19 protein-coding genes are annotated in these 26,508 nt (G+C 68.0%); 12 read left to right on the forward strand and 7 right to left on the reverse strand.

Going from position 1 to position 26,508, the window contains the following annotated elements; all coding sequences use genetic code 11:
• The first annotated feature begins 206 nt into the window (after positions 1–206).
• Together NMP03_RS14385 and NMP03_RS14390 are read left to right on the forward strand one after the other, a co-directional pair.
• Positions 207–2,801 carry a cellulase N-terminal Ig-like domain-containing protein gene (locus NMP03_RS14385; RefSeq protein WP_256506160.1) on the forward strand — a complete coding sequence of 865 codons (2,595 nt, stop codon included), beginning with the start codon at positions 207–209 and terminating at the stop codon, positions 2,799–2,801.
• Positions 2,798–3,925 (forward strand): aldose epimerase family protein, encoded by a 1,128-nt coding sequence (locus NMP03_RS14390; protein WP_256506161.1) that lies wholly within the window; start codon positions 2,798–2,800, stop codon positions 3,923–3,925. The genes NMP03_RS14385 and NMP03_RS14390 overlap by 4 nt, the downstream gene beginning before the upstream one ends.
• Positions 3,926–3,959: 34 nt before the next feature.
• Here NMP03_RS14390 and NMP03_RS14395 read toward each other — a convergent pair whose 3' ends face one another.
• Positions 3,960–4,580 (reverse strand): TetR/AcrR family transcriptional regulator, encoded by a 621-nt coding sequence (locus tag NMP03_RS14395; protein WP_256506162.1) that lies wholly within the window; start codon positions 4,578–4,580, stop codon positions 3,960–3,962.
• A 91-nt stretch (positions 4,581–4,671) separates the two neighbouring features.
• On the opposite strand from NMP03_RS14395, the gene NMP03_RS14400 reads away from it, so the two are divergent.
• The 5 genes from NMP03_RS14400 to NMP03_RS14420 all read left to right on the forward strand — a co-directional run bounded on the left by NMP03_RS14400 (position 4,672) and on the right by NMP03_RS14420 (position 9,981).
• Entirely contained in the window at positions 4,672–6,102 is a 1,431-nt protein-coding gene (locus tag NMP03_RS14400; protein ID WP_256506163.1) for an efflux transporter outer membrane subunit, read from the forward strand.
• Positions 6,099–7,259, forward strand: coding sequence for an HlyD family efflux transporter periplasmic adaptor subunit (locus NMP03_RS14405; protein ID WP_406697858.1), 1,161 nt, complete (start codon positions 6,099–6,101; stop codon positions 7,257–7,259). The genes NMP03_RS14400 and NMP03_RS14405 overlap by 4 nt, the downstream gene beginning before the upstream one ends.
• Positions 7,260–7,269: 10 nt before the next feature.
• Complete coding sequence (locus NMP03_RS14410) at positions 7,270–8,799, forward strand: DHA2 family efflux MFS transporter permease subunit (protein WP_256506165.1); 1,530 nt, start codon at positions 7,270–7,272, stop codon at positions 8,797–8,799.
• 169 nt (positions 8,800–8,968) lie between these two features.
• Positions 8,969–9,241, forward strand: a complete 273-nt coding sequence (locus NMP03_RS14415; protein WP_256506166.1) for a metal-sensitive transcriptional regulator — start codon at positions 8,969–8,971, stop codon at positions 9,239–9,241.
• Positions 9,238–9,981, forward strand: a complete 744-nt coding sequence (locus tag NMP03_RS14420; RefSeq protein ID WP_256506167.1) for a glutaredoxin — start codon at positions 9,238–9,240, stop codon at positions 9,979–9,981. Before NMP03_RS14415 ends, NMP03_RS14420 begins: the two co-directional genes overlap by 4 nt.
• 48 nt (positions 9,982–10,029) lie before the next feature.
• Here the strand turns inward: NMP03_RS14420 and mgrA are convergent, their stop codons facing one another.
• Positions 10,030–11,106, reverse strand: coding sequence for an L-glyceraldehyde 3-phosphate reductase (gene mgrA, locus NMP03_RS14425; protein ID WP_256506168.1), 1,077 nt, complete (start codon positions 11,104–11,106; stop codon positions 10,030–10,032).
• 210 nt (positions 11,107–11,316) lie between these two features.
• Between mgrA and NMP03_RS14430 the strand changes: the two genes are divergently transcribed.
• Together NMP03_RS14430 and NMP03_RS14435 are read left to right on the forward strand one after the other, a co-directional pair.
• On the forward strand, positions 11,317–13,860 hold the full coding sequence (locus NMP03_RS14430; protein ID WP_256506169.1) for a glycoside hydrolase family 9 protein: 2,544 nt from the start codon (positions 11,317–11,319) through the stop codon (positions 13,858–13,860).
• 261 nt (positions 13,861–14,121) lie between these two features.
• On the forward strand, positions 14,122–14,430 hold the full coding sequence (locus NMP03_RS14435; protein WP_256506170.1) for a hypothetical protein: 309 nt from the start codon (positions 14,122–14,124) through the stop codon (positions 14,428–14,430).
• Between the two features lie 49 nt (positions 14,431–14,479).
• On the opposite strand, the gene NMP03_RS14440 is transcribed toward NMP03_RS14435, so the two are convergent.
• The gene (locus tag NMP03_RS14440) at positions 14,480–16,618 is read right to left on the reverse strand and encodes an AsmA family protein (RefSeq protein WP_256506171.1); all 2,139 of its coding nucleotides are present in this window, start codon (positions 16,616–16,618) and stop codon (positions 14,480–14,482) included.
• Between the two features lie 152 nt (positions 16,619–16,770).
• Here NMP03_RS14440 and NMP03_RS14445 point away from each other — a divergent pair, with 152 nt between their 5' ends.
• Positions 16,771–17,892 carry a glycosyltransferase gene (locus NMP03_RS14445; RefSeq protein ID WP_256506172.1) on the forward strand — a complete coding sequence of 374 codons (1,122 nt, stop codon included), beginning with the start codon at positions 16,771–16,773 and terminating at the stop codon, positions 17,890–17,892.
• Here the strand turns inward: NMP03_RS14445 and NMP03_RS14450 are convergent.
• From NMP03_RS14450 to NMP03_RS14460, 3 genes are read right to left on the reverse strand one after another with little or no spacing between them, the layout of a single operon-like run.
• Positions 17,826–18,734, reverse strand: coding sequence for a galactosyltransferase-related protein (locus NMP03_RS14450; protein ID WP_256506173.1), 909 nt, complete (start codon positions 18,732–18,734; stop codon positions 17,826–17,828). The two genes, NMP03_RS14445 and NMP03_RS14450, sit on opposite strands and share 67 nt — an antisense overlap.
• On the reverse strand, positions 18,734–19,870 hold the full coding sequence (locus tag NMP03_RS14455; RefSeq protein ID WP_256506174.1) for a glycosyltransferase: 1,137 nt from the start codon (positions 19,868–19,870) through the stop codon (positions 18,734–18,736). The genes NMP03_RS14450 and NMP03_RS14455 overlap by 1 nt, the downstream gene beginning before the upstream one ends.
• Complete coding sequence (locus tag NMP03_RS14460; RefSeq protein WP_256506177.1) at positions 19,867–21,918, reverse strand: HAD-IIB family hydrolase; 2,052 nt, start codon at positions 21,916–21,918, stop codon at positions 19,867–19,869. Before NMP03_RS14460 ends, NMP03_RS14455 begins: the two co-directional genes overlap by 4 nt.
• A 134-nt stretch (positions 21,919–22,052) precedes the next feature.
• Here NMP03_RS14460 and NMP03_RS14465 point away from each other — a divergent pair, with 134 nt between their 5' ends.
• Together NMP03_RS14465 and NMP03_RS14470 are read left to right on the forward strand one after the other, a co-directional pair.
• Positions 22,053–22,835: a sulfotransferase gene (locus NMP03_RS14465; RefSeq protein WP_256506178.1), complete on the forward strand. Its 783-nt coding sequence runs from the start codon at positions 22,053–22,055 to the stop codon at positions 22,833–22,835.
• 108 nt (positions 22,836–22,943) lie between these two features.
• On the forward strand, positions 22,944–24,041 hold the full coding sequence (locus tag NMP03_RS14470; RefSeq protein WP_256506179.1) for an extracellular catalytic domain type 1 short-chain-length polyhydroxyalkanoate depolymerase: 1,098 nt from the start codon (positions 22,944–22,946) through the stop codon (positions 24,039–24,041).
• Between the two features lie 20 nt (positions 24,042–24,061).
• On the opposite strand, the gene NMP03_RS14475 is transcribed toward NMP03_RS14470, so the two are convergent.
• Complete coding sequence (locus NMP03_RS14475) at positions 24,062–26,461, reverse strand: glycoside hydrolase family 127 protein (protein WP_256506180.1); 2,400 nt, start codon at positions 26,459–26,461, stop codon at positions 24,062–24,064.
• Positions 26,462–26,508: the final 47 nt, after the last annotated feature.

A 26,508-nucleotide genomic window follows, 5' to 3' on the forward strand; every position in this document is an offset into this window, starting at 1 on the left:
GGGAAGCTCGAAGCGAGAGGAACTGGGCAACGGGCACCAGCGTGCCCGGCGCCGCCGGTGTCCCGGCCTTAGCGCCAGATCGTGCGATTGTCGCTGATTTGAAGGGGTTGTCCTGCCGAGTGCGTTGACAACCGACCCGATCGGCTGCGAATCGTGGCGGCGATGACCGGGCGCGCGATCGATGCCCGGCACTGCGGGAGGACGGGATGCGGGGATACGGGTTCGTGACGATGGCGGCGGCGGTTGCGCTGGCGGTACCCGTCGGCGCGCAGCAGGCCGAACGCGACGCGGCGACGCCGACCCGAACCGCCGCCAAGGACGGGCAGCTTTTGCTGTCCGAGCGCGGCTATCTGACCCGGCCCGGCCTCGACGTGATCGTGTTCGACGATATCTATCCCGATGGCCACCAGACCGGGGTGACGGTGATCCAGCACGGGCTGCGCGTCGCCGCCAATGGCGACATCCGCCTGGAGGCCGAGCCCGGCCAATGGTCGCCGATGTCCAAAGGCGGCGAGCGCAAGATCGATCCGGCGACCGGCACGATAACGCAGACGCTTTCCTTCCCCGACCCCGACAAGGACGGCAAAGGCTTCAACCCGATCTTCTACCCCGATCTGAAGCTGTCGTACAAAGTCCGCGTCGCGCCCGAGCCGGGCGGCGGGTTCCGCGTGAGCGTCGACATGGATCAGCCGGTGCCCGCCGAATGGGTCGGCCGCGTGGGGTTCAATTTCGAACTGTTCCCCGAACATCTGTTCGGCCGCTCCTGGGTGATGGGCGATCAGGGAGGCACCTTCCCGCGCCAGCCCAACGGCCCGGTCGCGGCATCGACCGGACCGCAGGTGCCGGTACCGCGCAACGCCCAGCCCAACGGGCCGGTGCAGAACCCCAATGGCCAGATCCTGGGCGTGCCGCTGGGCATTGGGCGCAGCCTGGTGGTGGCTCCCGAGAGTGATCGCCAGCGCATGATCATCACCAGCGAAACGGGAACGATCGCGCTGCTCGACGGGCGATCGGCGCATAACAATGGCTGGTACATCGCGCGCGAGACGGTGAAGGCGGGGGCCACCACCAATGCGGTGTCGTGGGTGGTGCGGCCCAACACCATCGCCGGCTGGAGCTATGCCCCCGTCGTCCAGGTGAGCCAGGTCGGCTACGCTGCCGCCCAGCCCAAGCGCGCGGTGATCGAGCTCGATGCCCGTGGCGGCGCGACCGAAGCGCAAGCGACGCTCTATCGGCTGACCGCCGCGGGGCGCGAAGCGGTCAAGACCGGGCCGGCGGCGAACTGGGGCAATTTCCTGCGCTATCGCTACCGCACCTTCGACTTTTCCGATGTCACCACCCCCGGCATGTATGTCCTGGCCTATGGCGGGACCGAGACCAACGCGTTCCGGATCGGCGACGATGTCTATTCGCGCGGGGTGTGGCAGCCGACGCTCGAGACCTTCCTGCCGGTGCAGATGTGCCATATGCTGGTACGCGAGAAATATCGCGTCTGGCATGGGCTCGACCATCAGGACGATGCGCTGATGGCGCGCACCGACCTCAACCATTTCGACGGCTATGTGCAGGGGCCGCAGACGATGACCCGGTTCGCGCCGGGGGAGATCGTGCCGGGGCTCAACGCCGGCGGTTGGCACGACGCCGGCGATTACGACCTGCGCGTCGAATCGCAGATCGGCACGGTATGGGTGCTTGCCAAGATGGTCGAGGAGCTCGGCCTCGATTACGACGCGACGCGGGTCGATGCTGCAGCGAAATCGGTCGAGATCCGCGATCCCGACGGCAAGAACGACGCGATCCAGCAGATCGAGCACGGGCTCGCCAGCGTGCTCGGCGGCTATCGCGCGCTGGGGCGGCTGTACCGCGGGGTCATCACCCCCGATCTTCGGTCCTACGCGATGCTCGGCGACGCCGCGAACCATAGCGACAACGTCTTCCGCAAGCCGGTCGCGGGGCTAGGCGTCGATGCCAATGGCAAGCCGGTCGACTTCGACGATCGCTGGGTATTCACCGAGGATAACCCCGATCGCGAACTCTATACCGCCGCCGGGCTCGCCGCCGCCGGCCGGGTGCTCAAGCGCGACAATCCCGCATTGTCGGCCGAAGCGCTCGCAGCGGCGCGGGCGATCGCTGCCAACGCCTTGGCGCGCGCCAAGAGCGTGCCGAACAAGGTGTTCGCGCTCGCCGAACTGGCGCAGGCGACGGGCGACCGCGCCTATTTCACCGCGCTGGGCGACATGACCGACGCGATCGTCGCCAAGCCTGGCGAAACCGCGTGGATGCTGGCGTCGATCCGCGGTGACCTGCCCGCGGCGATGCGCAGCCGCGTCGATGCCGCGGTGGTCGGCTATCAGCGAACGGTGCAGGCAAGCGCCAAGACCGACAGCCCTTACGGCATCCCCTATGTCCCCAAGATCTGGGGCGCGGGGTGGGATATCCAGGAGCGCGGGGTGCAGCAGTGGTTCTTCGAAAAGGGCTGGCCCGACGCGACCGACGAGGCCAGCTGGCTGAATGCGCTGAACTTCGTGCTCGGCGCGCATCCGGGCGAGAATCGCGCGAGCTTCGTCAGCGGGGTGGGGGCCGAATCGGCGCTGGTGGCCTATGGGGTGAATCGCGCCGACTGGTCGTATATTCCCGGCGGGGTGATTTCGGGGACGAACCTGGTGCGGCCTGATCTGCCCGAGCTAAAGACCTGGCCGTATTTCTGGCAACAAGGGGAATATGTCATGGGCGGTGGTGCGACGAACTTCATGTTCCTGGCGCTCGCGGCCGACCGCAAATATGCGGGGGCGAAACGATGAGCGCGCTTCGAGCGATGCCGCTGGTCGCGGTCGCGCTGATGGTAGCGCCCGGCGCGCAGGCGCAGGTCGCGGGCGGCATCGTCGACGACGATCCCGCGATCCGCGAATATGTGTTGCAGAACGCGAACGGCACGCGGGTGCGTTTCCTGAACTATGGCGCGACGGTGACCGGCGTCGAAGTCGCCGACCGCGCGGGCAGGCGTACGAACGTGGTGCTGAGCTATCCGCGCGAGAGCGACTATCGCCGGGGCAGCGAGGGCAATTGGTTCGGCTCGATGATCGGACGCTATGCCGGGCGGATCGCCGACGCCCGCTTTCCGCTCGATGGGCGGGTGGTCCAGCTCAAGCCCAACAGCGGCCCCAACGCGCTGCATGGCGGCGGCGGGCAGGGACCCGATCGCGCGATATGGCGCGTGCGCGAATTCTCTGACCGGCAGGGTGTGGGCGCGGTGCTGCGCCACGTTTCGCCGGCGGGGACGCAGGGCTATCCGGGCACGATGACGATCACCGTCGTCTATCGCTTGTCCGACGACGATGCGCTCACCACCGAAATCAGCGCGACCACCGACGCACCGACGGTCGTCAACCTGACGAACCATGCCTATTTCAACCTGCGCGGAGCGGGATCGGGGACGGTCGAAGACCATCTGCTCAGCATCGCTGCCGATGAAATGGTGGTGACGCGCGAAGGCGGGATCCCTACCGGCGCGCTCGCCCGGGTGGCGGGAACCCCGCTCGATTTTCGCGATCCGCACGCGATCGGCGCGCGGATCGACGCCACCGACCGGGCGATCAAGCCGCGTCCGGGCTATGACCATGGGTTCGTGCTGCGCGGCGGGGTGACCGACGAACCCCGCAGCGTCGCGGTGCTGACCGATCCCGCGAGCGGCAGGACGCTGACGATCGAAACGACCGAGCCGAGCGTGCAATTCTATACCGCCGAGCATATGGACGGAAGCGAGGCGGGGAGCGCTGGACCGCTAACCAAGCGTGCGGGTGCTGCGCTCGAAACGCAGCATTTTCCCGACAGCCCGAACCAACCGAGTTTCCCCTCCACCGAACTGCGTCCGGGTCAAAGCTTCGAGAGCGTGACGGTGTGGCGCTTCGGGGTGGTGGCCAAATAGCCAGGCACCGCGCCGCGACCGGCCGGTGCGACGGTCAGGTCGCGTAGGCGCGGTCGAACAGGTCGAGTGCCTTTTCGGCATGGACGCGGATTTCATCCGGCTCGGGGATGCCGATGATCCCCCATAGGCGAAGGTTTTGCTGCGTCTGGATCAGCTGGATCAGGTGCATCGCCGCCTGCAGCGGATCCTCGCTGCGCAAATCGCCGGCCTCCATCCGCCCGGCGATATAGCGCGACAGGCGCTCCATCACGATTTGCGGGCCGCGTGCGTAGAAGAGGCGGCCGATTTCGGGGAAGCGGCCGCTTTCGCCGATGATCAGCCGGTGCAAGCGGATGCTGTCGGGATCGAGCATCTTGCGCAGGAAACGTTCGGCGAAGTCGAGCAACGTCGCGTGATATTCGCGTTCGGGCCGCAGCGTGTCGTCGAGATTCTGGCGGAAGTTCGACGTCACCTCGTCGAGGACCGCAGCGAACAGGTCTTCCTTCGAGGGGAAATAGGCCCAGAGCGTGCCTTTCGACCCGCCGAGCTGGGTCGCGATCGTCGACATCGATGTTGCGGCATAGCCGTGTTCGAGAAACGCCTCACGCGCCGCCGAAACGATCGCGGCGCGCCGCGCTTCGCGGTTCTGATCGCGGCGGGTTTGGGGCTTAGCCATTCATCGTACTATAAAGTACGGTAATCGATTGACAAGGAGCGATGGCGGGACCATCTGCGCGCCGTACCCAGGAGTACGGTATTTCATGCAGATGATTCGGCTTATCGGCTGCGGGGCGATCGCAGTGGCAATGGCAGGCTGCGCCGCGCCCGATCTGGGGCCGCGTCCAGAGCTCGCCACCCCCGACACCTATGCCGCGCGTACCAGCCTGGCGGCGACGGGCAGCGCCGCGGCCTGGCCGGCGGCGGGGTGGTGGCGCGGCTATGGCGATGCGCAGCTGAACGCGCTGATCGACGAGGCGCTGGCGGGATCGCCCGACATCGCGATCGCCGCCGCGCGGGTGCGCAGCGCGCAAGGCGTGCTGCAGCAGGCGGGCGCCGCGGGGCTGCCGAGGCTCGACGCCGAAGGCGCGGCGGGGCTCAACAAGCAAAGCTACAATAACGGCATCCCGGCTGAATTCGTGCCCAAGGGGTGGAACGACACTGGCCGGCTGGCGCTCAACTTCGGGCTCGATCTCGACCTGTTCGGGCGCAACCGCGCGGCGCTGGTGGCGGCGACGTCGGATGCCGAAGCCACGCGGCTCGAGGGCGAGCAGGCGGCGCTGTCGCTCGCGACCGACATCGCCGCGCGCTATGCCGATCTCGCGCGGCTATATGCCGAGCGGGACGTGCTCGAACGCGCGCTTGCGGTCCGCAGTTCGACCGAGCGGCTGATCGGCGACCGGGTCGCGATCGGGCTCGATACCCAGGCCGAACTGAAGCAGGCGCGATCGGCAGTGCCCGCCTCGCGCGTCGATCTCGCCGCCAATGCCGAACAGATCGCGCTCGCCAAGAACATGATCGCCGCGCTGGTCGGCGCTGGACCCGATCGCGCGCTGGCGATCACCCGCCCCGAAACCCCGGTGCTCGCGGCCGAACTGCCCGCCGACGCCGCGATCGCGCTGATCGGCCGCCGCCCCGACATCGCCGCCGCGCGCGCCCGCGCCGAAGCTGCGGCAAGCCGGATCGATGTCGCGCGCGCCGATTTCTATCCCAATATCAGCCTGTCGGGGCTGATCGGTTTGCAGTCGCTCGGGCTCGACAGCCTGTTCAAGGGCGGGTCGAGCATCGGCAATGTCGGCCCGGCGATCAGCCTGCCGATCTTTCGTGGTGGTGGGCTTGCGGGTCAATATCGCCAGGCGCGCGGCCAATATGACGAAGCCGTCGCGACCTATGACCGCGCGGTGATCGGCGCGCTGCGCGAGGTCGCCGATGCGGTCACCAGCCGGCGTCAGGTGGCCGAGCAATTACGCGATGCGCAGGCGTCGCTCGCCGATGCCGAGGGCGCCTACACCGTCGCGCAGCTGCGCTTTCGCGGCGGGCTATCGAGCTTCCTCAACGTGCTGAGCGCCGAGCAGGCGGTGCTGACCGCACGGCGTACCTTGGCCGACATCGATGCCCGCCGGTTCGCGCTCGACGTGCAGTTGGTGCGCGCGCTCGGCGGCGGCTTTCAACCTTCTATCCAGACCAGCGAGACACGATGATGGACATGCCATCCACCGAGAACAGCCAGGCACAGACGGTTGAAATGCCGGTCGACCGTTCGAACCCGGGCAAGCGCAAGCGGCTGTTGCTGATCTTCGCCGCGGTGCTGGTCGTGATCGCCGCTGCCTATTTCCTCTACGACATGCTGGTGCTGTCGAAGCGGGTGTCGACCGACAATGCCTATGTCGCCGCCGAGACCGCGCAGGTCATGCCGCTGGTCGCGGGCCAGGTGATCGACGTCGCGGTGAGCGATACCCAGACCGTCAGGCGCGGGCAGGTGCTGATGCGGCTCGACGATGCCGACCTGCAGATCGCGGTAGCGCAGGCCGAGGCCGAGCTCGCCGGCGCCGAGCGGCGCTATGCCCAGACCGCGGCGACGGGCGATGCGCTGGCGGCGCAGGCCAATGCGCGCGGCGCCGATATCGGCAGCGCGCGGGCGCAGCTTGCGCTGGCGCAGGGAAATCTCGAACGCGCGCAGATCGATTACCGGCGGCGCGAGCAGCTGATCTCGGCGGGTGCGGTGTCGGGCGACGAAGTGACCGCGGCGGCCAATGCGCTGCGAACCGCGCAGGCCAACGTCGCGATCGCGCGCGCCGGCATCGCGCAGGCGACCGCGACGCGCGCCTCGGCGCTCGAGGATCGCGCCGCCAATATCGCGCTGACGCGCGGCACGACGCAGGCAACCGCGCCCGAAGTGCTCGCGGCGCGTGCCAAGCTGCGCCAGGCCAAGCTCGACCTGTCGCGCGCCGTCGTGCGCGCGCCGATCGACGGCGTGGTCGCGCAGCGCAACGTCCAGATCGGCCAGCGGCTCGCGCCGGGGACCGCTGCGATGGCGATCGTCCCGGTCGACAAGCTGTATGTCGATGCCAACTACAAGGAGGGCCAGCTCCAGAATGTCCGCGTCGGCCAGCGCGCGACGCTGACGTCGGACCTGCATGGCGACGACGTCGTGTACCACGGCCGCGTCGTCGGGCTGGCGGGCGGCACCGGATCGTCGTCGGCGCTGATCCCGGCGCAGAACGCGACGGGCAATTGGATCAAGGTGGTCCAGCGGCTCCCCGTGCGGATCGCGCTCGATCCCAGGGAGCTGCGCGCGCACCCCTTGCGCGTCGGGCTTTCGATGGAGGCCGAGATCGACATCGGCGGCGATCGCTAGGAGCCGATAGATGGCCGAAGATCAGTCCGCGCCGCCGCTCACCGGCACGCGCCTGTTGCTCGCGGGCTTCGTGCTGGCGCTGACCAACTTCATGGTCGTGCTCGACACGACGATCGCCAACGTGTCGGTGCCGCATATCTCGGGCGGGCTGGGTGTGTCGCCGACGCAGGGGACGTGGGTCGTCACCTCCTATTCGGTGGCCGAGGCGATCTGCGTGCCCTTGACCGGCTGGCTGGTGCGGCGTTTCGGCACGATCAAATTGTTCATGGCGGCGATGATCGGCTTTGCCGTGTTCTCGGCGCTGTGCGGCCTCGCATCGTCGCTGACGGGCATGGTCGCGTTCCGCATCGGCCAGGGGTTCTGCGGCGGGCCGCTGATGCCGCTGACGCAGACGCTGCTGATCATGATCTTTCCCCCCAAGCAGCGCGCCGCGGCGATGGGCGCGTGGGCAATGACGACGGTGACCGCGCCGATCCTGGGGCCGATCCTGGGCGGGACGATCAGCGACAGCTGGTCGTGGCCGTGGATCTTCTACATCAACCTGCCGATTGCGGTCTTCTGCATCGTCGGGGTGTTCGTGCTGCTGCGGCAATCGGAGACCAAGACCGAGATCGTGCCGATCGACAAGACCGGGCTGGTGCTGATGATCGTGTGGATTGCGGCGCTCCAGCTGATGCTCGATCTGGGGCGCGAGCATGACTGGCTGGGGTCGAGCTTCATCGTCGGCTGCGCGGTCATCGCCGCGATCGGCTTCGTCACCTTCCTGATCTGGGAGCTGACGGCGGGGAATCCGATCGTCGACCTGCGGGTGTTCCGCCACCGCGGGTTCAGCGTCGCGGTCACCGCGCTCGCCTTCAGCTTCGGCACCTTCTTCGCCTCGGTCGTGATCATCCCGCAATGGCTGCAATCGACGATGGGTTACACCGCCACCGATGCGGGGCACATCACCGCGTTCAACGGGGTGCTGGCGATCGTCTTCTCGCCGATCGTCGCCAAGCTGAGCAACAAGGTCGATCCGCGCGCCTTGGTATGTTTCGGCATCTTCTGGCTGGGGCTGACCTCGATCCTGCGGACCTTCTGGTTCAGCAGCGCCGATTTCTGGATCCTGGCGTTGCCGCAGCTGGTGCAGGGGATCGGGATGCCGTTCTTCTTCATCCCGCTGACGATCATCGCGCTGGGCGCGGTGAACCCCGACGAGACCGCGTCGGCGGCGGGTGTGATGAGCTTCCTGCGCACGCTGGCGGCGGCGATCGGTACCTCGATCGGCAGCACCTTGTGGCTCAACGGCGCGCAGCAGAACCGCGCCGAGCTGACCAACATCCTCAACAATGGCGATCAGGTGATCGCCGGCGCGGTGCAGCGGGGGATGACCGCCGAGCAGGGGCGCGGGTTGATCGAGCGGCTGGTCGACCAGGAGAGCTATGCGCTGGCGACCAACCATCTGTTCGCGCTGGCGGCGCTGATCTTCTTCGTCTCGGCAGCGATCATCTGGCTCGCCCCGCGCCCGGCAAGACCGGTGGATCCCTCGGCAGCGCATTGATCGGCTGACACCGGGCGGGCTCGGATCGGGTGCCGCCGGCAGCGCGCAGGCGGCGAGCAGGTCTCCGCATGGCGCTGAAACGCTCGATCACGGCCGCCGAACGTCAGGCAATTGAAGCGCTTCGAATCGTCCCCATATATACCCCCATGGGGTATTAGGGAGTGGAGCTTTGACGAACGCCAACATCGGGACGATCAACCGGCTGCGACGGGTCGAAGGGCAGGTGCGCGGGATCGCGCAAATGGTCGCCGACGAACGCTATTGCATCGAGATCCTTCACCAGCTCCAGGCGGTGAAATCGGCGCTCGCTAAGGTCGAGAGCCAAATCCTGAAGGATCACGCTGCGAGCTGCGTCACCGCGGCGATCGCGTCGGGCGACGTCGACGACCAGCACGCGAAGTTCAACGAATTGATCGACCTGTTCGAGAGGGTGAAGCGATGACCGCCGCCAAGACCGCCACGCTGTATCGCATGGTGACCGACCACCATGTCTGTCCCTATGGCATCAAGAGCAAATATCTGCTCGAGCGCGCCGGGTACGCGGTCGACGACCAATGGCTCACGACGCGCGAGCAGACCGATGCGTTCAAGCAGGAACATGGCGTGAAGACCACGCCGCAGACGTTTGTCGCGGGCAGGCGGATCGGCGGCCATGACGATCTGCGCCGGTTCCTGGGTAAATCGGTGCCCGATCCCGACGCCACCAGCTACACGCCGGTGATCGCGATTTTCGCGATGGCGGCGCTGATGGCGATCGCGGGAAGCTGGGCGTCGACCGGCATGCTGCTGACGGTTCGCACCGGCGAATGGTTCATCGCGCTGGCGATGTGCATCCTGGCGATCCAGAAGCTGCAGGATGTCGATCGCTTCGCGACGATGTTCCTGGGCTATGACTTGCTGGCCAAGCGATGGTTGCCCTATGCTTATCTCTATCCCTTTGCCGAGGGATTGGCGGGCGTGCTGATGTTGGGCCGCGCGCTCGACTGGGTGTCGATCCCGGTGGCGTTGTTCATCGGCAGCGTCGGTGCGGTGTCGGTGTTCTACGCGGTCTATGTCCAGAAGCGCGACATCAAATGCGCGTGCGTCGGCGGCAGTTCGAAGGTGCCGCTGGGCTTCGTGTCGCTGACCGAAAATGTGATGATGGTGGCGATGGCGATCTGGATGCTGCTCCACCCCATGTGATCGCTGCGGGGCAAGGCGAGCGGGGGGGCCCGCTCGCCGCCCCCCGGATCAGGCGGGCACGCCCTGTGCGGCGGGCATCGCGGTGATGTCCGACGAACCGGACCAGATGTTGATCCCGCCATCCTTGGCCGCGGCATCGATCGCGCTCAGCTCTTCGCCCGCGAAGTCGAGCCGCTTGACCGCGTCGAGCGCGTCGTCGAGCTGTTCGACCGTGCGCGCGCCGATCAGCGCCGAGGTGACGCGCGGATCGCGCAGCACCCAGGCGATCGCCATCTGCGCGAGCGTCTGGCCGCGTGCCTTGGCGATCGCGTCGAGGCTGCGGATCGCCGCGAGGTTCTGCTCGGTCAGCATCCCCTGCGACAGCGATCCGCCGCGGCTGGCGCGCGCGCCCTCGGGCACGCCCTGCAGATATTTGTCGGTCAGCATCCCCTGCGCGAGCGGCGAGAAGGCGATGCAGCCGGTGCCCAGCGCCTCGAGCGTGTCGAGCAGTTCGCGTTCGATCCAGCGGTTGAGGATCGAATAGCTCGGCTGGTGGATGAACAACGGCACGCGCTCCTCGGCGAGGATCGCCGCGGCCTGGCGCGCGAGGCCGGGTTCGTACGACGAAATGCCGACATACAGCGCCTTGCCCTGGCGGTGGAGCTGGACCAGCGCGCCCATCGTCTCTTCAAGCGGGGTCGTCGGATCGACGCGGTGCGAATAGAAGATGTCGACATAGTCGAGCCCCATCCGCCTCAGGCTCTGGTCGCAGCTGGCGATCAGGTACTTCTTCGACGACCCGATATCGCCATAGGGGCCGGGCCACATGTCCCAGCCCGCCTTGGTCGAGATGATCAGCTCGTCGCGGTGCGCGGCGAAGTCGGTCGCGAGGACGCGACCGAAATTCTCCTCGGCCGATCCGTAAGGCGGGCCGTAATTGTTCGCTAGATCGAAATGGGTGACGCCGCGATCGAAGGCGCGGCGCAGGATCGAGCGCCCGGTTTCGAAGACGTCGGTGCCGCCGAAATTCTGCCACAGCCCCAGGCTGATCGCTGGCAGCTTCAGCCCGCTGCGACCGGTGCGGCGATAGGGCATGCCGGCATCATAGCGAGCAGGGTCAGCGGCATAGGGGGCGGGGAATGGCATAGGCGGCATCCTTTTCGGGGCAGTGGTTGGCGTGTCCTAGCGCCGGTTGTCCGGTGAACGCTACCCGCAGCGGGTAGTTTCGCCGTCGGTCGGCGCAACCGGCTGGTCGCGGCCCTCCAAGGGCACGCCAGATCGTGTCGCGATGCCGATCAGGGGTTGCGTTCGCGGCTTCGCCGGTGAATGTTAGCGCAAACAATTATCAGGGAGTGGATGATGAAGGCACGCTGGACCGTACGGGCGCTCGCGCTCGCCGCCTGCGCAACCGCTGCGATCGCGCAGCCGCTGGCAGCGCAGGACCGCCCCGCGCCGCTGCAATTGGGCGAGGGCGAAATCTATCGCGCGCCCGGGGTCGACTGGCTGGTATTCAGCAACTGGTATGACGGGCTGTTCGCCGACGCCAAGATCAGCGGCGTCGAGCTGATCCAGCAGGGCGAGCGGATCGCCACCAACGGTGATGTCCGGCTGTCCTCGACCCCCGGCCAATGGGACGCGATCGGACGGCTGGTCGAGCGCCGCGTCGATACCAAGACCGGGGTGATCGAGGCCGAGCTCGAATATCCCGACCATAAGTTCCGCTACCTGATCCGCTCGGTCCCCACCGACCGCGGACTGCAGGTGACGGTCAGCCTGCCGCAGGCACTGCCCGCGGCGCTGGCGGGCCGTGCGGGGTTCAACCTCGAATTCCAGCCTTCGGCCTATTATCACGAGGCGTTCCTCGTCGACGGCAAGCCCGGCGGATTTCCGCTCTATCCCGCAAGCGAAATGACGCTGACCCCCGAGCGCAACGCCGCGAGCGGTCGTGCCGACGGCCCCGGCGCCGAGCCGGTGGCGATGGCGATGGGCAAGCGCTTCGTGCTCGCGCCTTCGAACCCTGGGCGGCGCGTCAGCGTGACGTCGGACGTGCCGGTTTCGCTGTATGACGGGCGCAACCAGGCGCAGAATGGCTGGTTCGTGCTCCGCTCGCTCTTGCCCGCGGGCAAGACGGGCACGGTGATGACCTGGACGCTCGACGCCAACAGCGTGCCCGGCTGGCTGCGCGCGCCGGTGATCGGGCATTCGCAGCTCGGCTATGCGCCCGGCGAAACCAAGATCGCGACGGTCGAGCGCGACGCGAACGACCGCAGCGCGGGCGCGGTCCGGCTGCTGCGCGTCGGCGAGGACGGTCGCGAGACCGTCGCGTTGCAGGGCGCGGGCAAGCCCTGGGGCGATTATCTGCGCTATCGTTACGCCAAGTTCGATTTCAGCAGCGTCCGCACGCCGGGCGTCTATGTCCTCGAAACCGGCAAGACGCGGACCGCGCCGTTCCGCATCGCCGACGACCTGTATGCCAGCGCCTGGCATCCGACGCTCGACATCTATTTCCCCGTCGCGATGGACCATATGTTCGTCAACGAAGCCTATCGCGTCTGGCACGGCGACCCGCATCGCGACGATGCGCTGCAGGCGCCGGTCAATCACGAGCATATCGACCTGTATCGCCAGGGGCCGACCACCGACACCAAGTTCCAGCCCGGCGAGCATATCCCCGGGCTGAACGTCGGCGGCTGGCTCGACGCCGGCGATTTCGACATCCGCACCCAGACGCAATATGCCGTCATCCGGCAGATGGTGCAGAGCTGGGAGGATTTCCGCCCGACGCGCGACACGACCTCGATCGACCAGGAACGCCGCCACGTCGAAATCCATGTGCCCGACGGCAAGCCCGACCTGCTCCAGCAGATCCGCCACGGCTCGCTCCAGTTGATCGCGCAGTTCGACGCGGTGGGGCATGCGATCCACGGCATCGTCGAACCCGATGTCGCGCAATATACCCATCTGGGCGATGCGGTGACCAAGACCGACGGGCTGGTCCATGACTGGCGGCTGAAGCCCGGCGAGGTGAAGAACGGCCGCAGCGGGACCCCCGACGATCGCTGGGCATTCACCAGCAAGGCATCGGCGCTGAACTATGGGTCGATCGCGGCGCTCGCGGCGACGGCGCGCGCGCTCAAGGGCTTCGACGACGATCTGGCGGCGCGCAGCCTCGAAACCGCCGAGCGGATCTTCGCCAAGGAACAGGCGCAGGCGCCCGATACCTTCAGCCACGGCAACACCACCGGCGGGCCGCTCGAATCCGAGCGTTTTGCCGCCGCGGTCGAGCTGCTGCAGGCGACGCGCAAGCCCGTCTATGCCGAGGCGGTGGCGCGCGAATGGCCCGCGATCGCGCCCAATTTCGCGCGCGACGCCGATGTCGCGGTACGTGCGCTGCCGTTCATGCCGGCAAGCTATCGCGCGGGCGTCGAGCAGGCGGTGCGCGGCTGGGCGAAACAAAGCGAGGTGATCGCGGCGGCCAATCCCTATGGCGTGCCGATCACCACCGGCGGCTGGGCGGGCAATGGCGCGGTGCTCGATTACGGGAACACCACCTATCTGCTCCACCGCGCCTTCCCCGAGATCGTGAAGCCCGATGCGGTGTTCCGCGCGCTCGCCTATCTGCACGGCAACCATCCCGGATCGGACATCTCGTTCGTGTCGGGGGTGGGCACGCGATCGAAGGAAGTCGCCTACGGCAACAACCGCGCCGATATGAGCTTCATCGCCGGCGGCGTGGTGCCGGGCGTGCTGATCGTGAAGCCCGACCTGCCCGAGAACAAGGAAGACTGGCCCTATTTCTGGGGGCAGAACGAATATGTCGTAAACACCGGCGCTGCGTATCTGCAGCTGGTGCATGCGGCGCATGCGCTGACGCAGCAGGGAACGAAGCCGGCGGGTTGAGCGCTGCTACCGAATAAATGCGGTACCGACGGGGCAAAATGGCCCGGCTGCGCGCGCTCAGCGTTTGCTTGGCCGGAAGCCGTTTTGCCCCGTCATATCATTGCCGAAAGCAACGCGCGCGACGATTGCGAGGCGCGGGGGGTGGGCGAAGAATTTGCCCACGAGCATGGCCGCCGCACCGAACTGCGCAACTTCCTCGCCTATGCCCCGTTCCTCTCTGCAGATACGTCCCTCTGCAATCGCATGACCCAAGGAACCGCTATGGCCATCACCCTGACCGCAAGCTTCGACACCCGCCGCGAAGCCGAAATGACGATCGAGCGCCTCGTGCAGGAACACGGGCTCGATCGCACCGATATCTTCGTCGCCGCCGAGGGCGATGAAAACAGCGCGGGCGAGGAGGCCGCGGGATCGGACACCGAGGCTGCCGATCCGACCCCCGAACACCGCGACGATGCGGCGTTGCATGGCCGCATCCAGGTTTCGGTCGATATCGAGGACAGCGACAAGGCCGACATCGTGCGCGCCGCCTTTGCCGAGTTCGATGCCGAAGCGGTATCCGAAGGCTGAGATACGTTTGCCGGGGGCCGGCGTCCGATCAAGCGACAGTCCTTGAACGCTAGAAGATCCCCAGGAACTTCTTGCGGCCCTCTTCCTTCGCCTTGCCCGAGGTGCCTTTCCCGACATCGTCGCGCGGCTTGCCGTCGCGGGTGCGCTGCTTCGTCGCGGTGGCGCCTGACAGGACCGGGCCGCACGCCGCCGAGCTCGCATCACCGACATCGACGAACGCGAGCAGCGCGGCGGGGGGCGCCGCCAGTACCGCAAGGCCGAGCCCGATCCCTGCGCGGCTGAGCAGTTCGAGGCTGACCACATCGAGCGAGGGTTCGGAGAAATAGCCGCCGATGCCGACGGGCGATTGCGCCGAAAACAGGCTGAACTTCTTGCCGTCGGCGCGGAAGGCGAGGTCCATCTGTTCGGTCGCGAAGCTGAAGCCGCCGCGGCCGACGATCACGTTCTTGCGCGTGTCGATGAGGATCGGATCGGCGGCGGCAACGCCGCGGCGCACGGTGAAGGCAACCAGCCCGCAATTGATCTGCACCGGCTCCTTCAGCCGATCCTCGAACATCTTCTGGACGAACACCCCGAAATCGAGCTCGGCGAGCTGGACGTTGCGCGTCGAGAAGGTCCCCTGCGGAATGATGAAGGCGATCCGCCCGCGCGAGGTCGCGAGCGAATCGTGGAGCGTATCGCCGTCGCCGACCAATTCGAGCCGGCCCTTCACGGTGCCGTTGGTGCCCGCCTCGCCGACACCAAAGCCGCCTAGCAACTGCGCCATCGGCGTCGCGCCGAGGCGGAAGTCGTAGGTCGTGCGCGCGGGGCGGCGGCGCCAATCGATCCGTACGTCCGAATTGACCGAGCCGCGCGCCATCGTGAAGTTGAAGGGCGAAAGCGACAGCAGTCCGTCGTCGAGCGCCACGGTGACCGCGACGTCGCTGACGGGAACGCTGTCCGACCGCAGCCGCGCGACCTTGTAGCGGACATCGGCATCGAACGCGCGCAGCCCCTCGGCACGCAGCGTCGCGTCGGGGAGCAGGCGCGCAGGCGCAGCACCCGAGGCGCGCGCGGCGGTTTCGTAGCCGCTCTTGGCGACCAGATCGGGATTGTAACCTATGAAGGGCGCGACATCGATGATGTCGAGCGTGCGCGTCGACAGATCGGCATCGATATGCACGCGCGGGCCGCCGTTGCGGACGGTGAAGGCGCCGGCGATGTCGCTGTCGCCGAAGCGCCCGGTCATCTTGTCGAAGCGATAGCGGTTGTCGCGCTTCACCAGCTGCGCCTTCATCTGGTAGGCGCGGCTTTGCGGGACGATGATCCCGAGGATGCCGAGCAGTTCGGCGGCGTTGCGCCCGCGCGCGGCGACCGCCAGCGGCACGCCTTCGATATCGGCGAGGCTGGGCAGCGTGCCGCCGATGTCGATCCGGTTGTTCGCGGCGCGCGCGCGCATCACCAGCTTGTTGCGGCCGCGCGCGACGGTGGCGTTGGGGGTGAGCAGCGCGCCGATGAGCGTGAAGGGGGTCTTGCGGATACGGCCGTCGCCGGTGAAGCGCACCGCGTCACCGATCCGGGCGTCCTGCGAGACGATCGACGAGAAATCGAGATCGGCGAGGAGGTCGAGCTGCGGGTCGCGATAGCGCAGCGCGGTCGATACCAGCTTGGCGCGGTCGATCACCGGCATCTCGAAGGGCTCGCCGCCGCCGTCGCTGTCGAAGGTCCAGCTGTTGGCGGTACGCGCGGCGTTCCATTCGAGATCGAGCGAGGCGTCGGTCAGGTCGAGCCAGCGCATCCGCCGCTTGCCGAACAACAGCGACAGCGGCGCGATCCGCGTGTCGATCCGCTTGGCGGCGAACAAATGGCGCTGCGTCGTCCATTCGGGGTTCGACACCGTCAGCCCTTCGGCGAGGAACTTGATGTCGAAGGGGGCGAAATAGAGCTGGAAGTCGCCGCCCACCTTGACCTGGCGTTCGATCATGCCGCCGACGGTGCGCTCGAACGGCCCTTTGAGGAAGCGGCCCTTGGTGATGAACAGCACCAGCCAGATCGCAGCGATCGTGACGAGGATGCCGATGACGACGTTGCGCAGGATGCGGAGCAGGCGGCGGCGCTTGGCGCGGGCTTCGACCGGTTCGGCAGTGTCCGTAACGGGATCGAGCAGGACCGGGGCCTGCGTGTCTTCACTGCTTACGCCCTGCACCATGTCACCAGCCCTACAATCAAACCCAAGGCTTACCCTGCCAAACCTTGCCATAGCATGGCCGCGTTCGGCTGCCTTTGTCGCGCGCGATCTTTCGTGAAGGGTGGAACGCCGCAAGCGTAACGACGTTGCAGGTTTTTGAGGAAATAGCCGATTTGTCCGTCCTGCAGCCATTATCGACCGATCGTCCGCGCAAGATCGCGGTGATCGCGCATCTGCGCCATGCCGTCGCCGAACCGTTCATGGGCGGGATGGAGGCGCATTGCGACCTGCTGGTGCGGACACTCGTGGCGCAGGGGCATGCCGTTACCTTGTTCGCGAGCGGCGACAGCGCCGGCGACCTGCCGGTCCACGCCATCTCGCCTACCGCCTATGAGGCCGAGCTTCCCTGGGCGCATTGGCGCGGCACCGATCGGCTCGATCGCTGGCTGAGCGAGGCCTATGCGCGTGCCTGGGCGGCGGTGCGCGGTGGCGGGTTCGACATCGTCCACAACAACAGCCTGTTCGCGCCGCTGCACGATTGGGCGCGGCGCGACGGGGTGGCGATGCTGACCTCGCTGCATGTGCCGCCGTTCGCGATGCTGCGCCAGGCGATCGCGCGCAATCGGGTGCCGTGGTTGCAGCTGACGGTGCCGTCGGCGGGGCAGCTGCCGGCATGGGCCGGAGTGCATGACGAGGGCATCCGCGTTGCGCATAACGGCGTCGACCTTGGCAAATGGCGGTTCGGCGCAGCGGGCAACGGCCGGGCGATCTGGTTCGGGCGGATCACGCCGAACAAGGGGACGGTCGTGGCGTTGCGCGCCGCGAGTGCCGCAGGGATCGCGCTCGACCTGGTGGGGCCGATCGAATGCAGCGATTATTTCGCCGAGGTGTCGCCGTTGTTAGGCGAGACGCACCGCTATCTGGGGCATCTGTCGGGCGGCGACCTGGTCGAGCGGGTGCGCGCGGCGTCGGTGATGCTGTGCACGCCGATGTGGGACGAGCCCTTCGGGCTGGTCGCGGCGGAGGCGATGGCATGCGGGGTGCCGGTCGCGGCGCTCGATCGCGGGGCGCTGGGCGAGGTGATCGGCGATTGCGGGGTGCTCGCCGCCGATGAAGCGGGGCTGCCGGCCGCGATCGCCAGGGCGCTAGCTATCTCGCGCGAAGCCTGCCGCGCGCGCATCGAGGCGCGGTTTGCCGCCGATGCGATGGCGAGGCGCTATGTCGCGGCCTATGCCGATGCAGTGGCGGGGGTGCCGGCTTCGAGCATCGAGAGGACGCGCGCGCTGCTGGCATAGGGCCGGTCGGCCTGCTGGCGGGTGAGCGCGAAATCGCGTTCGTCGGGTTCGCGTAGCATGACATAGTCGTCGCCGCGGCGCGCGATCAGTCCCATCAGGACGAAGGCGCGCAGCCAATGCTGCATCGTCCATTCGCCCCATTTGTCGCGGAAGCGCCGCGCATTGGCGACGACGCTTTCGACATGATGCACCGGCGGCATGTGGTGCGGGTGATATTGGTGATAGGCGCGCGCGCCGCGCGCCCAGAAGATCGGCACTCCCGCGGTGGCGACCGATCGCCCGAAATCGGTATCCTCGCCGCCATAGCCGACGAAGCTCTCGTCGAACCCGCCGAGCGCCAGAAACCGGTCGCGCCGCATCGAGAAGTTGAGCGACCAGAAGCAGCGATAGTCGCCGCACGGCCCCAGCAATCCCTCGGGCGGGCCGGCGCGTTCGCTGTGCAATTCGGCGATCCGGTCGAAGCGGGCATAGTCGATGCCGTCTTGGGTCGCGCCGGCGGGGAGGTAGAGCATCTCGCCCATCACCAGCGCGTCCTGGTCGCCGAGCCGCGCGGCATGGTCGCCGACGAAATCGGGGTCGGGGATGCAATCAATATCAAGGAAGGCGATCCGGTCGCTGGTCGCGGCGCGCGCGGCGGCGTTGCGCGCGGCGGCAAGGGGGAGCGACTCGCTCGCCATCACGATCTGCCGCACCGGGAAGGCGGTGGCGGGAAGCGTATAGGGCGTGTCCTGCATCACCCCGATCACCAGTTCGGCGGGGGGCGTCGCCTGGCAGTTCAGGCCGTGGACCAGATTGACGAGATGGTCGGCGCGTCCCCGACCCAGCGTGCATACCGACAACATCAACCGATGGTCTCCGCTAGAAGATTAGGGGTCGCTCGGGGGGCGGGGTGCTGCCACGCAGCGAGGCGCTCGAACCAGTCGGCGACCCCCTGCGCGGCGTGGGGATCGACGAGCAGGCGCTGCTTGGCGGTGTCGATCGCGGCGGCGCGCGTCCAGGCATCGCGCCAGGCATCGACGTGCGAGGGCCAATGGTCGAGCGTCACCGCCGCCCCCGCCTGCGCCAGCATCCGCGCCTTCCAGCGCTGCTCGTCGAAATAGCGCCATTCGGGAACGACGATCCACGGTCGGCCCGCTGCGGCGATCATGTGGACCGTCGTGTTGCCCGCCGACGAGACCACCCGGTCGGCGGCGGCGATATAGCTTGCCGGATCGTCGACCCAGCCGAGATGGCGAAGGTTGCCCGGCACCGTTGCGTGCCATTCGTGCGCGACCGCGCCGATCGTCAGCCAGAGCGTGTCGGGCTGCGCGCGCGCGCCCAGCGTCAGCGGGGTGGTGGGGGTGCCGTCGCCGCCGCCGCCCGCGACCACGAGCACGATCTCGCGATCGAGCGGCAGGTTCAGCGCGGCGCGCGCGGCGTCGCGGTCGGTCGCGGCGGGGTGGACGCCGACGCCGGGGGCGTGGTGCATCTTGGCGCGCATCCAGTCGGGGCGGCCGGGCTGTTCGAGCAGCGGGTGATAGGGCGCAAGGATGCCGAGCGCACCCTCATATGCCGCCATGTGGCCGGGATCGCTGCGGTCGCCATGCTGGAGGACGGTGACGCACGGCACCGACGCGATCCGCGCGAGCTGCGCGAGTTCGGCCGACACGTCGGTGACGAACAAGGCGGGTCGCGCGTCGGCGAACCAGGTGGCGATCGTCGCCACCGCCCGGGTGATGCTGGCCCAGCCGAGCGGCGCGCAGTGCAGCGTCGAAGGCGTGGTAGCTTTGGCCAAGGCGGCGGGTGCATCGTCGGGAGCCTCGAACAGCGATGGGATCTTGGTCACCGAAATCTGCGATGCCAGCGACGGAAAGATGTCGTCGCGGGCCGAAAACAGCATCACCGGGCGGTCGGCGGGCAGCGCGTTGACGATCGCCGCGGCGCGTTCGGCATGGCCGCGCCCCTGGTGATGGACGAAATAGCCGATCGCGCCGCTCATGCCGCCTCGCGCCCGCGCTGGCCGGTCAGGCCGCGTTGCTCGAGCGCCTCGACGATGCCGCCGGCATTCGAACGCTGCGATACGAACATGCCGGGCCGGGCGGCCAGCACCGCAAGCTGGTCGTCATGGTTCGCCACGATGATCGCATTGGGGCAGCGTTCGAGCATGTCGATGTCGTTGCCGCTATCGCCCGCGGCATGGACGCAGTCGATTGGCAGCCCCATGCGCTTGGCGGCCCACAGCATCGCCGCACCCTTGCCCGCGCGCACCGGCAGCACGTCGAGCAGGTCGCCATGGCTCCAGACGACGCGCGCGGCGATTCCCGCCGCCGCCAGCCGATCAGCCAGCAGCACCGGGGTCGCGGGATCCTCGGCGAACCAGCTCAATTTGTGCCGCCGTTGTTCGACGGCGGGTTGCGGGCGCATCCCGGGTAGCGTCGCCGCCAGCGCGGCGATCGCGTCGCGGTCCCAGCCATGATCGATCCAGCGCGCGAAATCGGCATCGGCGAACAAGCGTGGCCCCCGGCGCCAGTAGATTTCGCAGCCCACCGAGGTGATCAGCAGCATCGGATCGGGATAGCCCCAGTCGTGCAACAGCCGCCGCGCCTCCTGCAGCGAGCGCCCGGTGGCGACGCCGAAGCCGATATCGCCGCGATCGGCGAGCACCGCGCACAATTCGGCGGCGCCGGCGCGGCAACCCGTCAGCGTGTTGTCGATGTCCGACAGCAGCAGATGCTCGGGGCTCGCCGAGATGATCGCGGGCGCATGGAGCGTCCGCGCGATATCGACGAAGCGCGCGGCATAGGCGTCCCAGTTCAGCGCCTGCGCATTGCGCCGCCCCGCCGCCGAGGCCGCCTGCCAGCGCGCGCGGTCACCCAGCAGCGACGCGATCGCGTCAGCAAAGGCCGGCGGATCGTGCGGATCGGCGACGATGCCGTGCCCCAGCGTGGCGATGATGTCCGACGGACCACCATGCGAGGTCGCGACTACGGGCAGACCGTGGCTCGCGGCTTCGGTGAGCGTCAGGCCATAGGGTTCGGTCCAGGCCGGGTTGACGAACACCCCGCCGGTGTCGCGCGCCCGCGCATAGAGCGCGGCGACGTCGGCGCGATCGTGGCGCTTGGGCAGCGCCAGCCGCCCGTACAGGTCGTGGCGGTCCATCCGGTCGAGCAGCCCGGCGATCACCTCGCGCTGTTCGGCCTCGCCGCTGTCGGGGGCGTCGCGCAAGCCGGCGACGATCACGAGGTTGGCGCGCGCGCGAAGACCGGGGTCGGCGGCGTAGAGGTCGACCAGCCCTTCGAGATTCTTCTTGGCTACCGGGCGCGCGATCGCGAGCAGCATCGGCAGCGACGGATCGCGCAGGAACGGCGCCAGCAGCGCGCGCGCGCGATCGGGATCGGCGACGGTGCCGCCGTCGATGCTGGCGCCGGGCGGTACGCAGTGAATACGCGCGGCATCGGCGCCGTCATACAGCATCAATTGCCGCTCGGCCTCGTCGCGCGAGGAAGCGATGATCGCGTCGGCGCCGGTGACCGCGCGGGTTTCCATCGCGATCCGCCGGTCCATGTCGCCGCAGGGCAGCGCGGCGCAGCGCGCCTTGTCGATGCCGAGCGAATGCGCGGTATAAATGAAGGGGATGCCGAAGCGTTCGCGCACCGCCATCGCGACCTCGGCGGCGTCGGCGAAATGCGCGTGGAGCAGGTCGGGGCGGTGATCGAGCGTTTCGAGCCAGGCGAGCAGCGCGCGGGTGAAGGCGGGGCGGTCGGCGGTGCTCGCCTCCTTGCTCAGATAGGCGCGGTTGCCGCTGTCGATCCGGCGGATCGACAGCTTGTCGCCGACCGGCTCGATCTGGCGTGCATAGGCGGCACCGAGCACCGTATCGTCGATCATCCGCGTCACCAGCTCGACGCGGGTCACGTCGGCGCGCGCCGCCAGCGCCATCGCCGCGCCGAGCGCATAGGTGATATGGCCGCCGGTATCTTCGGTGATGCCGAATTCGACCGGCAGCGCTTTCAGGCACCCGCCCAGCGCCAGCGAAACTATTCGCACTTTCGGTTTCCTTTGGCATAGAGACTGCCACGGCGCGTCGGTGGCAAATAGCAAACACATTGCTCTGCTTCCGGTTGCTTGATCGACATCAGCCAGAAGGTTTTTCGCGTGTTTTTTTGCGGTTGTGCGCGCTGATGCCGACGGTTTTCCAGTCGCCGCGCTATGTTTTCGTCGGCGGTCTGCACCGCAGCGGGACCAGCATGGTGGCCGCGCTGGTCGCCAAGGCGCCGGGGGTCGGCGCGATCGGCGGCGCCCCGGTGCCCGAGCAGGAGGGCGTGTATCTACAGGGCGGGATCCCGCACACTGCGCGCCACGGCATCCCCGGTGCATTCGCCTTCGATCCCGACCAGCATCTGACCGAGGCGAGCGCGTATAACAGCGCAGAGGTCGAAGGGCGGCTGAGCGCGAGCTGGGATCGATGGTATCCCGCCGAGGCGACGCTTCGGGTCGAAAAATCGCCGGTGAACCTGCTGCGCTCGCGGCTGTACCAGCAATTGTTCCCGACCGCGTCGTTCGTCTTCGTCGTGCGCCACCCGGTGGTGGTGGCGCGCGCGACGAGCAAATGGAGCGAGGCGCCGGTGGCGCGGTTGGTCGAGCATTGGGATGCGGCGCACCGATTGCTGCTCGATGACCTGCCCTATCTCCATAATTACCTGATCGTCCGCTACGAGGATCTGGTGGCCGATCCGGCGCGCGCGCTGGCGCGGATCGGCGGCTTCATCGACCGTCCGATCGGCGACGCGAGCGGGATCGAGGATCGCAATTCGGGCTATGCTGGGGGCGATCGCATCGCGGTGCCCGATGTCGCGCGGCGGTTGGGCTATCGCAACGATATCGCCACGCTCGAAGCGCCCGAAATTGCCATGCATCGCCATTGCTTGAGCGAAATCCGCTCGAGGATCGACCGGCTCGATTGACCGCGTTCGCGCTTTGCGACCTTCATTTGGCGTTTCGAACCCCTATATGTTGCACTGCACCATGGTGCGTCGGCGTGCCGCCGTCGGCCGGGAATGCGGGAGCAATACATGCCGAGTATGGCGGAAACGATTGAACGGTTGCGCAGCGGTTTGCCTGCGAGCAACGCCGCGCCGAGCCGCTTGACCCCGCTCACCGGCTTCGGATCGAACCCCGGCGCGTTGCTCGGCTATTGTCATGTGCCACAACAGCTCGCGCCCTCGGCGCCTTTGGTGGTGGTGCTGCATGGCTGCACGCAGAATGCCGCGGCCTATGACCATGGATCGGGCTGGTCCGATCTCGCCGATCGCCACGGCTTTGCGCTGCTGTTCCCCGAACAGCAGCGTTCGAACAACGCCAACACCTGCTTCAACTGGTTCGAACCGCAGGACATCCGCCGCGACGCGGGCGAAGCGCTGTCGATCCGCCAGATGGTGTCGGCGATGTGCGACGCCCACGCGATCGATCCGCGCCGCGTTTATGTGACCGGGCTGTCGGCGGGCGGCGCGATGGCCAATGTGATGCTCGCTACCTATCCCGACGTCTTCGCCGGCGGCGCTATCGTCGCTGGGCTGCCGTTCGGCACCGCGACCGGGGTGCCGCAAGCGCTCGAGCGGATGCGCGGGCAGGGTGGCGCAAGCGGCGCCGAGCTGGGTGCGCTGGTGCGCGCGGCATCGCCGCATCGCGGACCCTGGCCGACGATATCGGTGTGGCATGGCGCGAGCGACCACACCGTGGTCCCCGCCAATGCCGCCGCGATTCTCGACCAATGGCGCGACGTCCACCAACTGGGCGCAGCGCCCGCGCGCAGCGGCGTGGTCGACGGCCACCGCCATCGCGTGTGGACCGACCGGAGCGGGCGCGCGGTGATCGAGGAATATCACATCAAGGGCTTCGGCCACGGTACCCCGCTGGCGACGACGGGCGCCGACGCCTGCGGCGCGGTGGGGCCGCACATGCTCGAAGCGGGTATTTCGTCGAGCGTGCATATCGCGCGGCATTGGGGATTGCTCCGCGCGGGGATCGACAGCACCGCCCCGCGCGCTGCGGCGACCCCGCGCGCCACCGCCCACGTCCACGCAGCCGCACAGCCTGCCGCGGCTTCGGTCGCCAATTCGGTCAACGACGTCATTGAAAAGGCGCTGCGCTCGGCGGGGTTGATGCGCTGAAGCAGGCGCCCCGCTGAGCTTCAGATAGTGGCCGCAGCGCCGCCCGAGCCGAGCGTGCGCGCTTCATAGACCATCGCGTCGGTGCCGATGGTTTCGACGCGCACGCGGATCTGTCCGGCGTCGCCGACCAGCTCGGCGGGCAGCGCGTAATCGGCGGTGACGAAGCGCTTCTGCGCCGGCCCGGGACGGCGCTCGACCGCGATTTGCCGGCCGTTCACCGACACCGCGAAATGCTTGTCGACCTCTTCGCCCCAATAGAGCAGCTGCAGCGTCACCGGCCCCGGCCGCACCGCCATCGTGAATTCCATCCAATTGCCCGCGCCCCAGGGAAGCTGTCGCGCGCTCTTGCCCGCGAACGAGAACAGGTCGGAATGGTTGGCGGTGAAGGCGTGGTCGCGCTCGGGCTGCATTTCGCCGAAGAACATATGGTCGATCGTGCGCGCGGCGAGCGCCGCTTCGGCCGCGCGTGCCTTGCGCCACGCGGCTTCCTCGGTCGCCCAGCGCTCAGGCGTGAAGCGCGGGAAATACACCGCGGTGCGCCGGTCATATTGCGCGAAGAAGGGGACGAGCGCGAGCTTGGACGGCTGCGCGCTCGCCAGCGTGAAGCGGTGCTGCGCAGGATCGGCGGGCACGACACCCTCGATCGCGCCGGCACCGACGATCGCGGGGGGCAGGCCGTCGAACGGCGCGTCGGCGGGGCCCAGATCGGCGGCGAGCACCAGCGGGCCATGGGTGAAGGCGACCATGTCGGCATCGTCGGGCATCGGTTCGGCGGCGAGCCGCATCGGCAGGTCGAGCGTCACCACGTCGCCCGCGCGCCAACGCCGCGCGATCCGCGCCTCGCCGCCGCTTATGGGCTCGGCCTTGCCGTTCACCGCCAGCGCGGGCGCGTCGCACCAGCCGGGGAGCCGCAGCGCCAGCGTCGCGGCCCCGCGCGGCGCGGCTTCGATCGTGCACGTCACGCGCTGCGAAAAGGGGAAGGCGGTGTCCATCGTCACCCGCCACCCGCGCCAATCGACCTTGCTGGGGATGAACAGGTTCGCCACCAGCGCCTTGCCATCGTCCCACCAGATCGAATCGCCATGCTTGGCATGACTTTCGAGCCCCGAGCCGACGCAGCACCAGAAGCTGTCCTCGAGCGTCGAATAGGTCCGCCGCGCGCCGCTGCTGAGTGGCATGAAATAGACGAAGCGCCCATGATCGGGATGCTGGTGCGCCAGGATGTGGTTGAGGTGGGTGCGCTCATAATAGTCGAACAGCGCGGGATCGCCCGACCAGCTATATAGATGCCGCGTCAGCTTGAGCATGTTGTAGCTGTTGCACGCCTCGCAGGTGCGTTCGGTGATCGCCGACGAAAGCTGGCGCGGCGGCCCGAAATGCTCGCGATCCGAATTGCCGCCGATGACATAGCTGTGATCGCGCGTGACCGTCCGATGGAAGAAGCGCGCGGTCGCCGCCGCTTTGGGGTCGCCGTTGAGTTCGTGGATCCGCGCCAGCCCGATGACCTTGGGGATCTGGGTGTTGGCGTGCAGCCCAGGCAGGTTGTTGCGCCCCGCCGCCAGCGGATCGAGCACCTTGGCATCGCGGATGCGGATCGCCAGCGCCAGCCAGCGCGGGTTCCGGGTCAGCGCATGGGTTTCGGCATAGCTGTCGTTCAGCCCGCCATATTCGGCGGCGAGCAGCCGCTGCAGCGTCGCATCGTCGAGCGTGTCGAGGATGTCGGCGAGATAGCCCGCCATTGCCAGCATCACCGGGCGCGCGGCGGCGATGCCGGCGTGGCGCTCGGCATCGATCAGCCCGGCATGCACCTTGTGCCAGGTGTAGAGCGGCACCCAGCCGCCATTGACGTCGAACCCGCTGGTGCGCACCTCGCCGCGGCGGATCTCTTCGAAGACGATCTTGCCGTCGACCTCCTTGCCGTCGCGCTCGACGGTGGTGCCGCCGATATAGCCGTCGCCATGCGCCGCCTGGATCGTCGCGAGTTCGCCCACGGTCTTGGCCAGCCGGCGGCGCAGCTCGGCATCGCCGGTGCTCGCCACCATCAGGCTCGCGGCGCTCAGCCAATGGCCGAGCGTATGTCCCGCGATCCCGCGCGCTTCCCAGCCGCCGTAGAGCTCGCCCTGTGGCGGCAGGCCCGCGCTCAGGTGGAAATTGTGCAGCAGCCGTTCGGGCGAAAGCGCGAGCAGCGTCTTGCGGTTGGTCTCCTGCGCGGTGGCGAAGGCCGAGGGCAGCAGCCGCACCGCCGACAGCGGTACCGACCGCCGCGCGCTGGCGGCGCGATCGGCGCCGAGCGCAGCCAGCGGCCGCACGAATACCAGCGCGCTCGCCGAGCCGAGCAGGGTACGCCGGGTGATCATCGTGCCGGCACCGGCATCGGATTCCAGGACTGCATCGCTCTCTCCACGTTTTTGCTCCAGCATTTGGGGCGGTTTGCACCCTCTTGCGGGGTTCTGACCGTCTCGATGGC

The sequence above is a fragment of the Sphingomonas qomolangmaensis genome (genome assembly GCF_024496245.1).
In the GTDB taxonomy this organism is placed as follows: domain Bacteria; phylum Pseudomonadota; class Alphaproteobacteria; order Sphingomonadales; family Sphingomonadaceae; genus Sphingomonas; species Sphingomonas qomolangmaensis.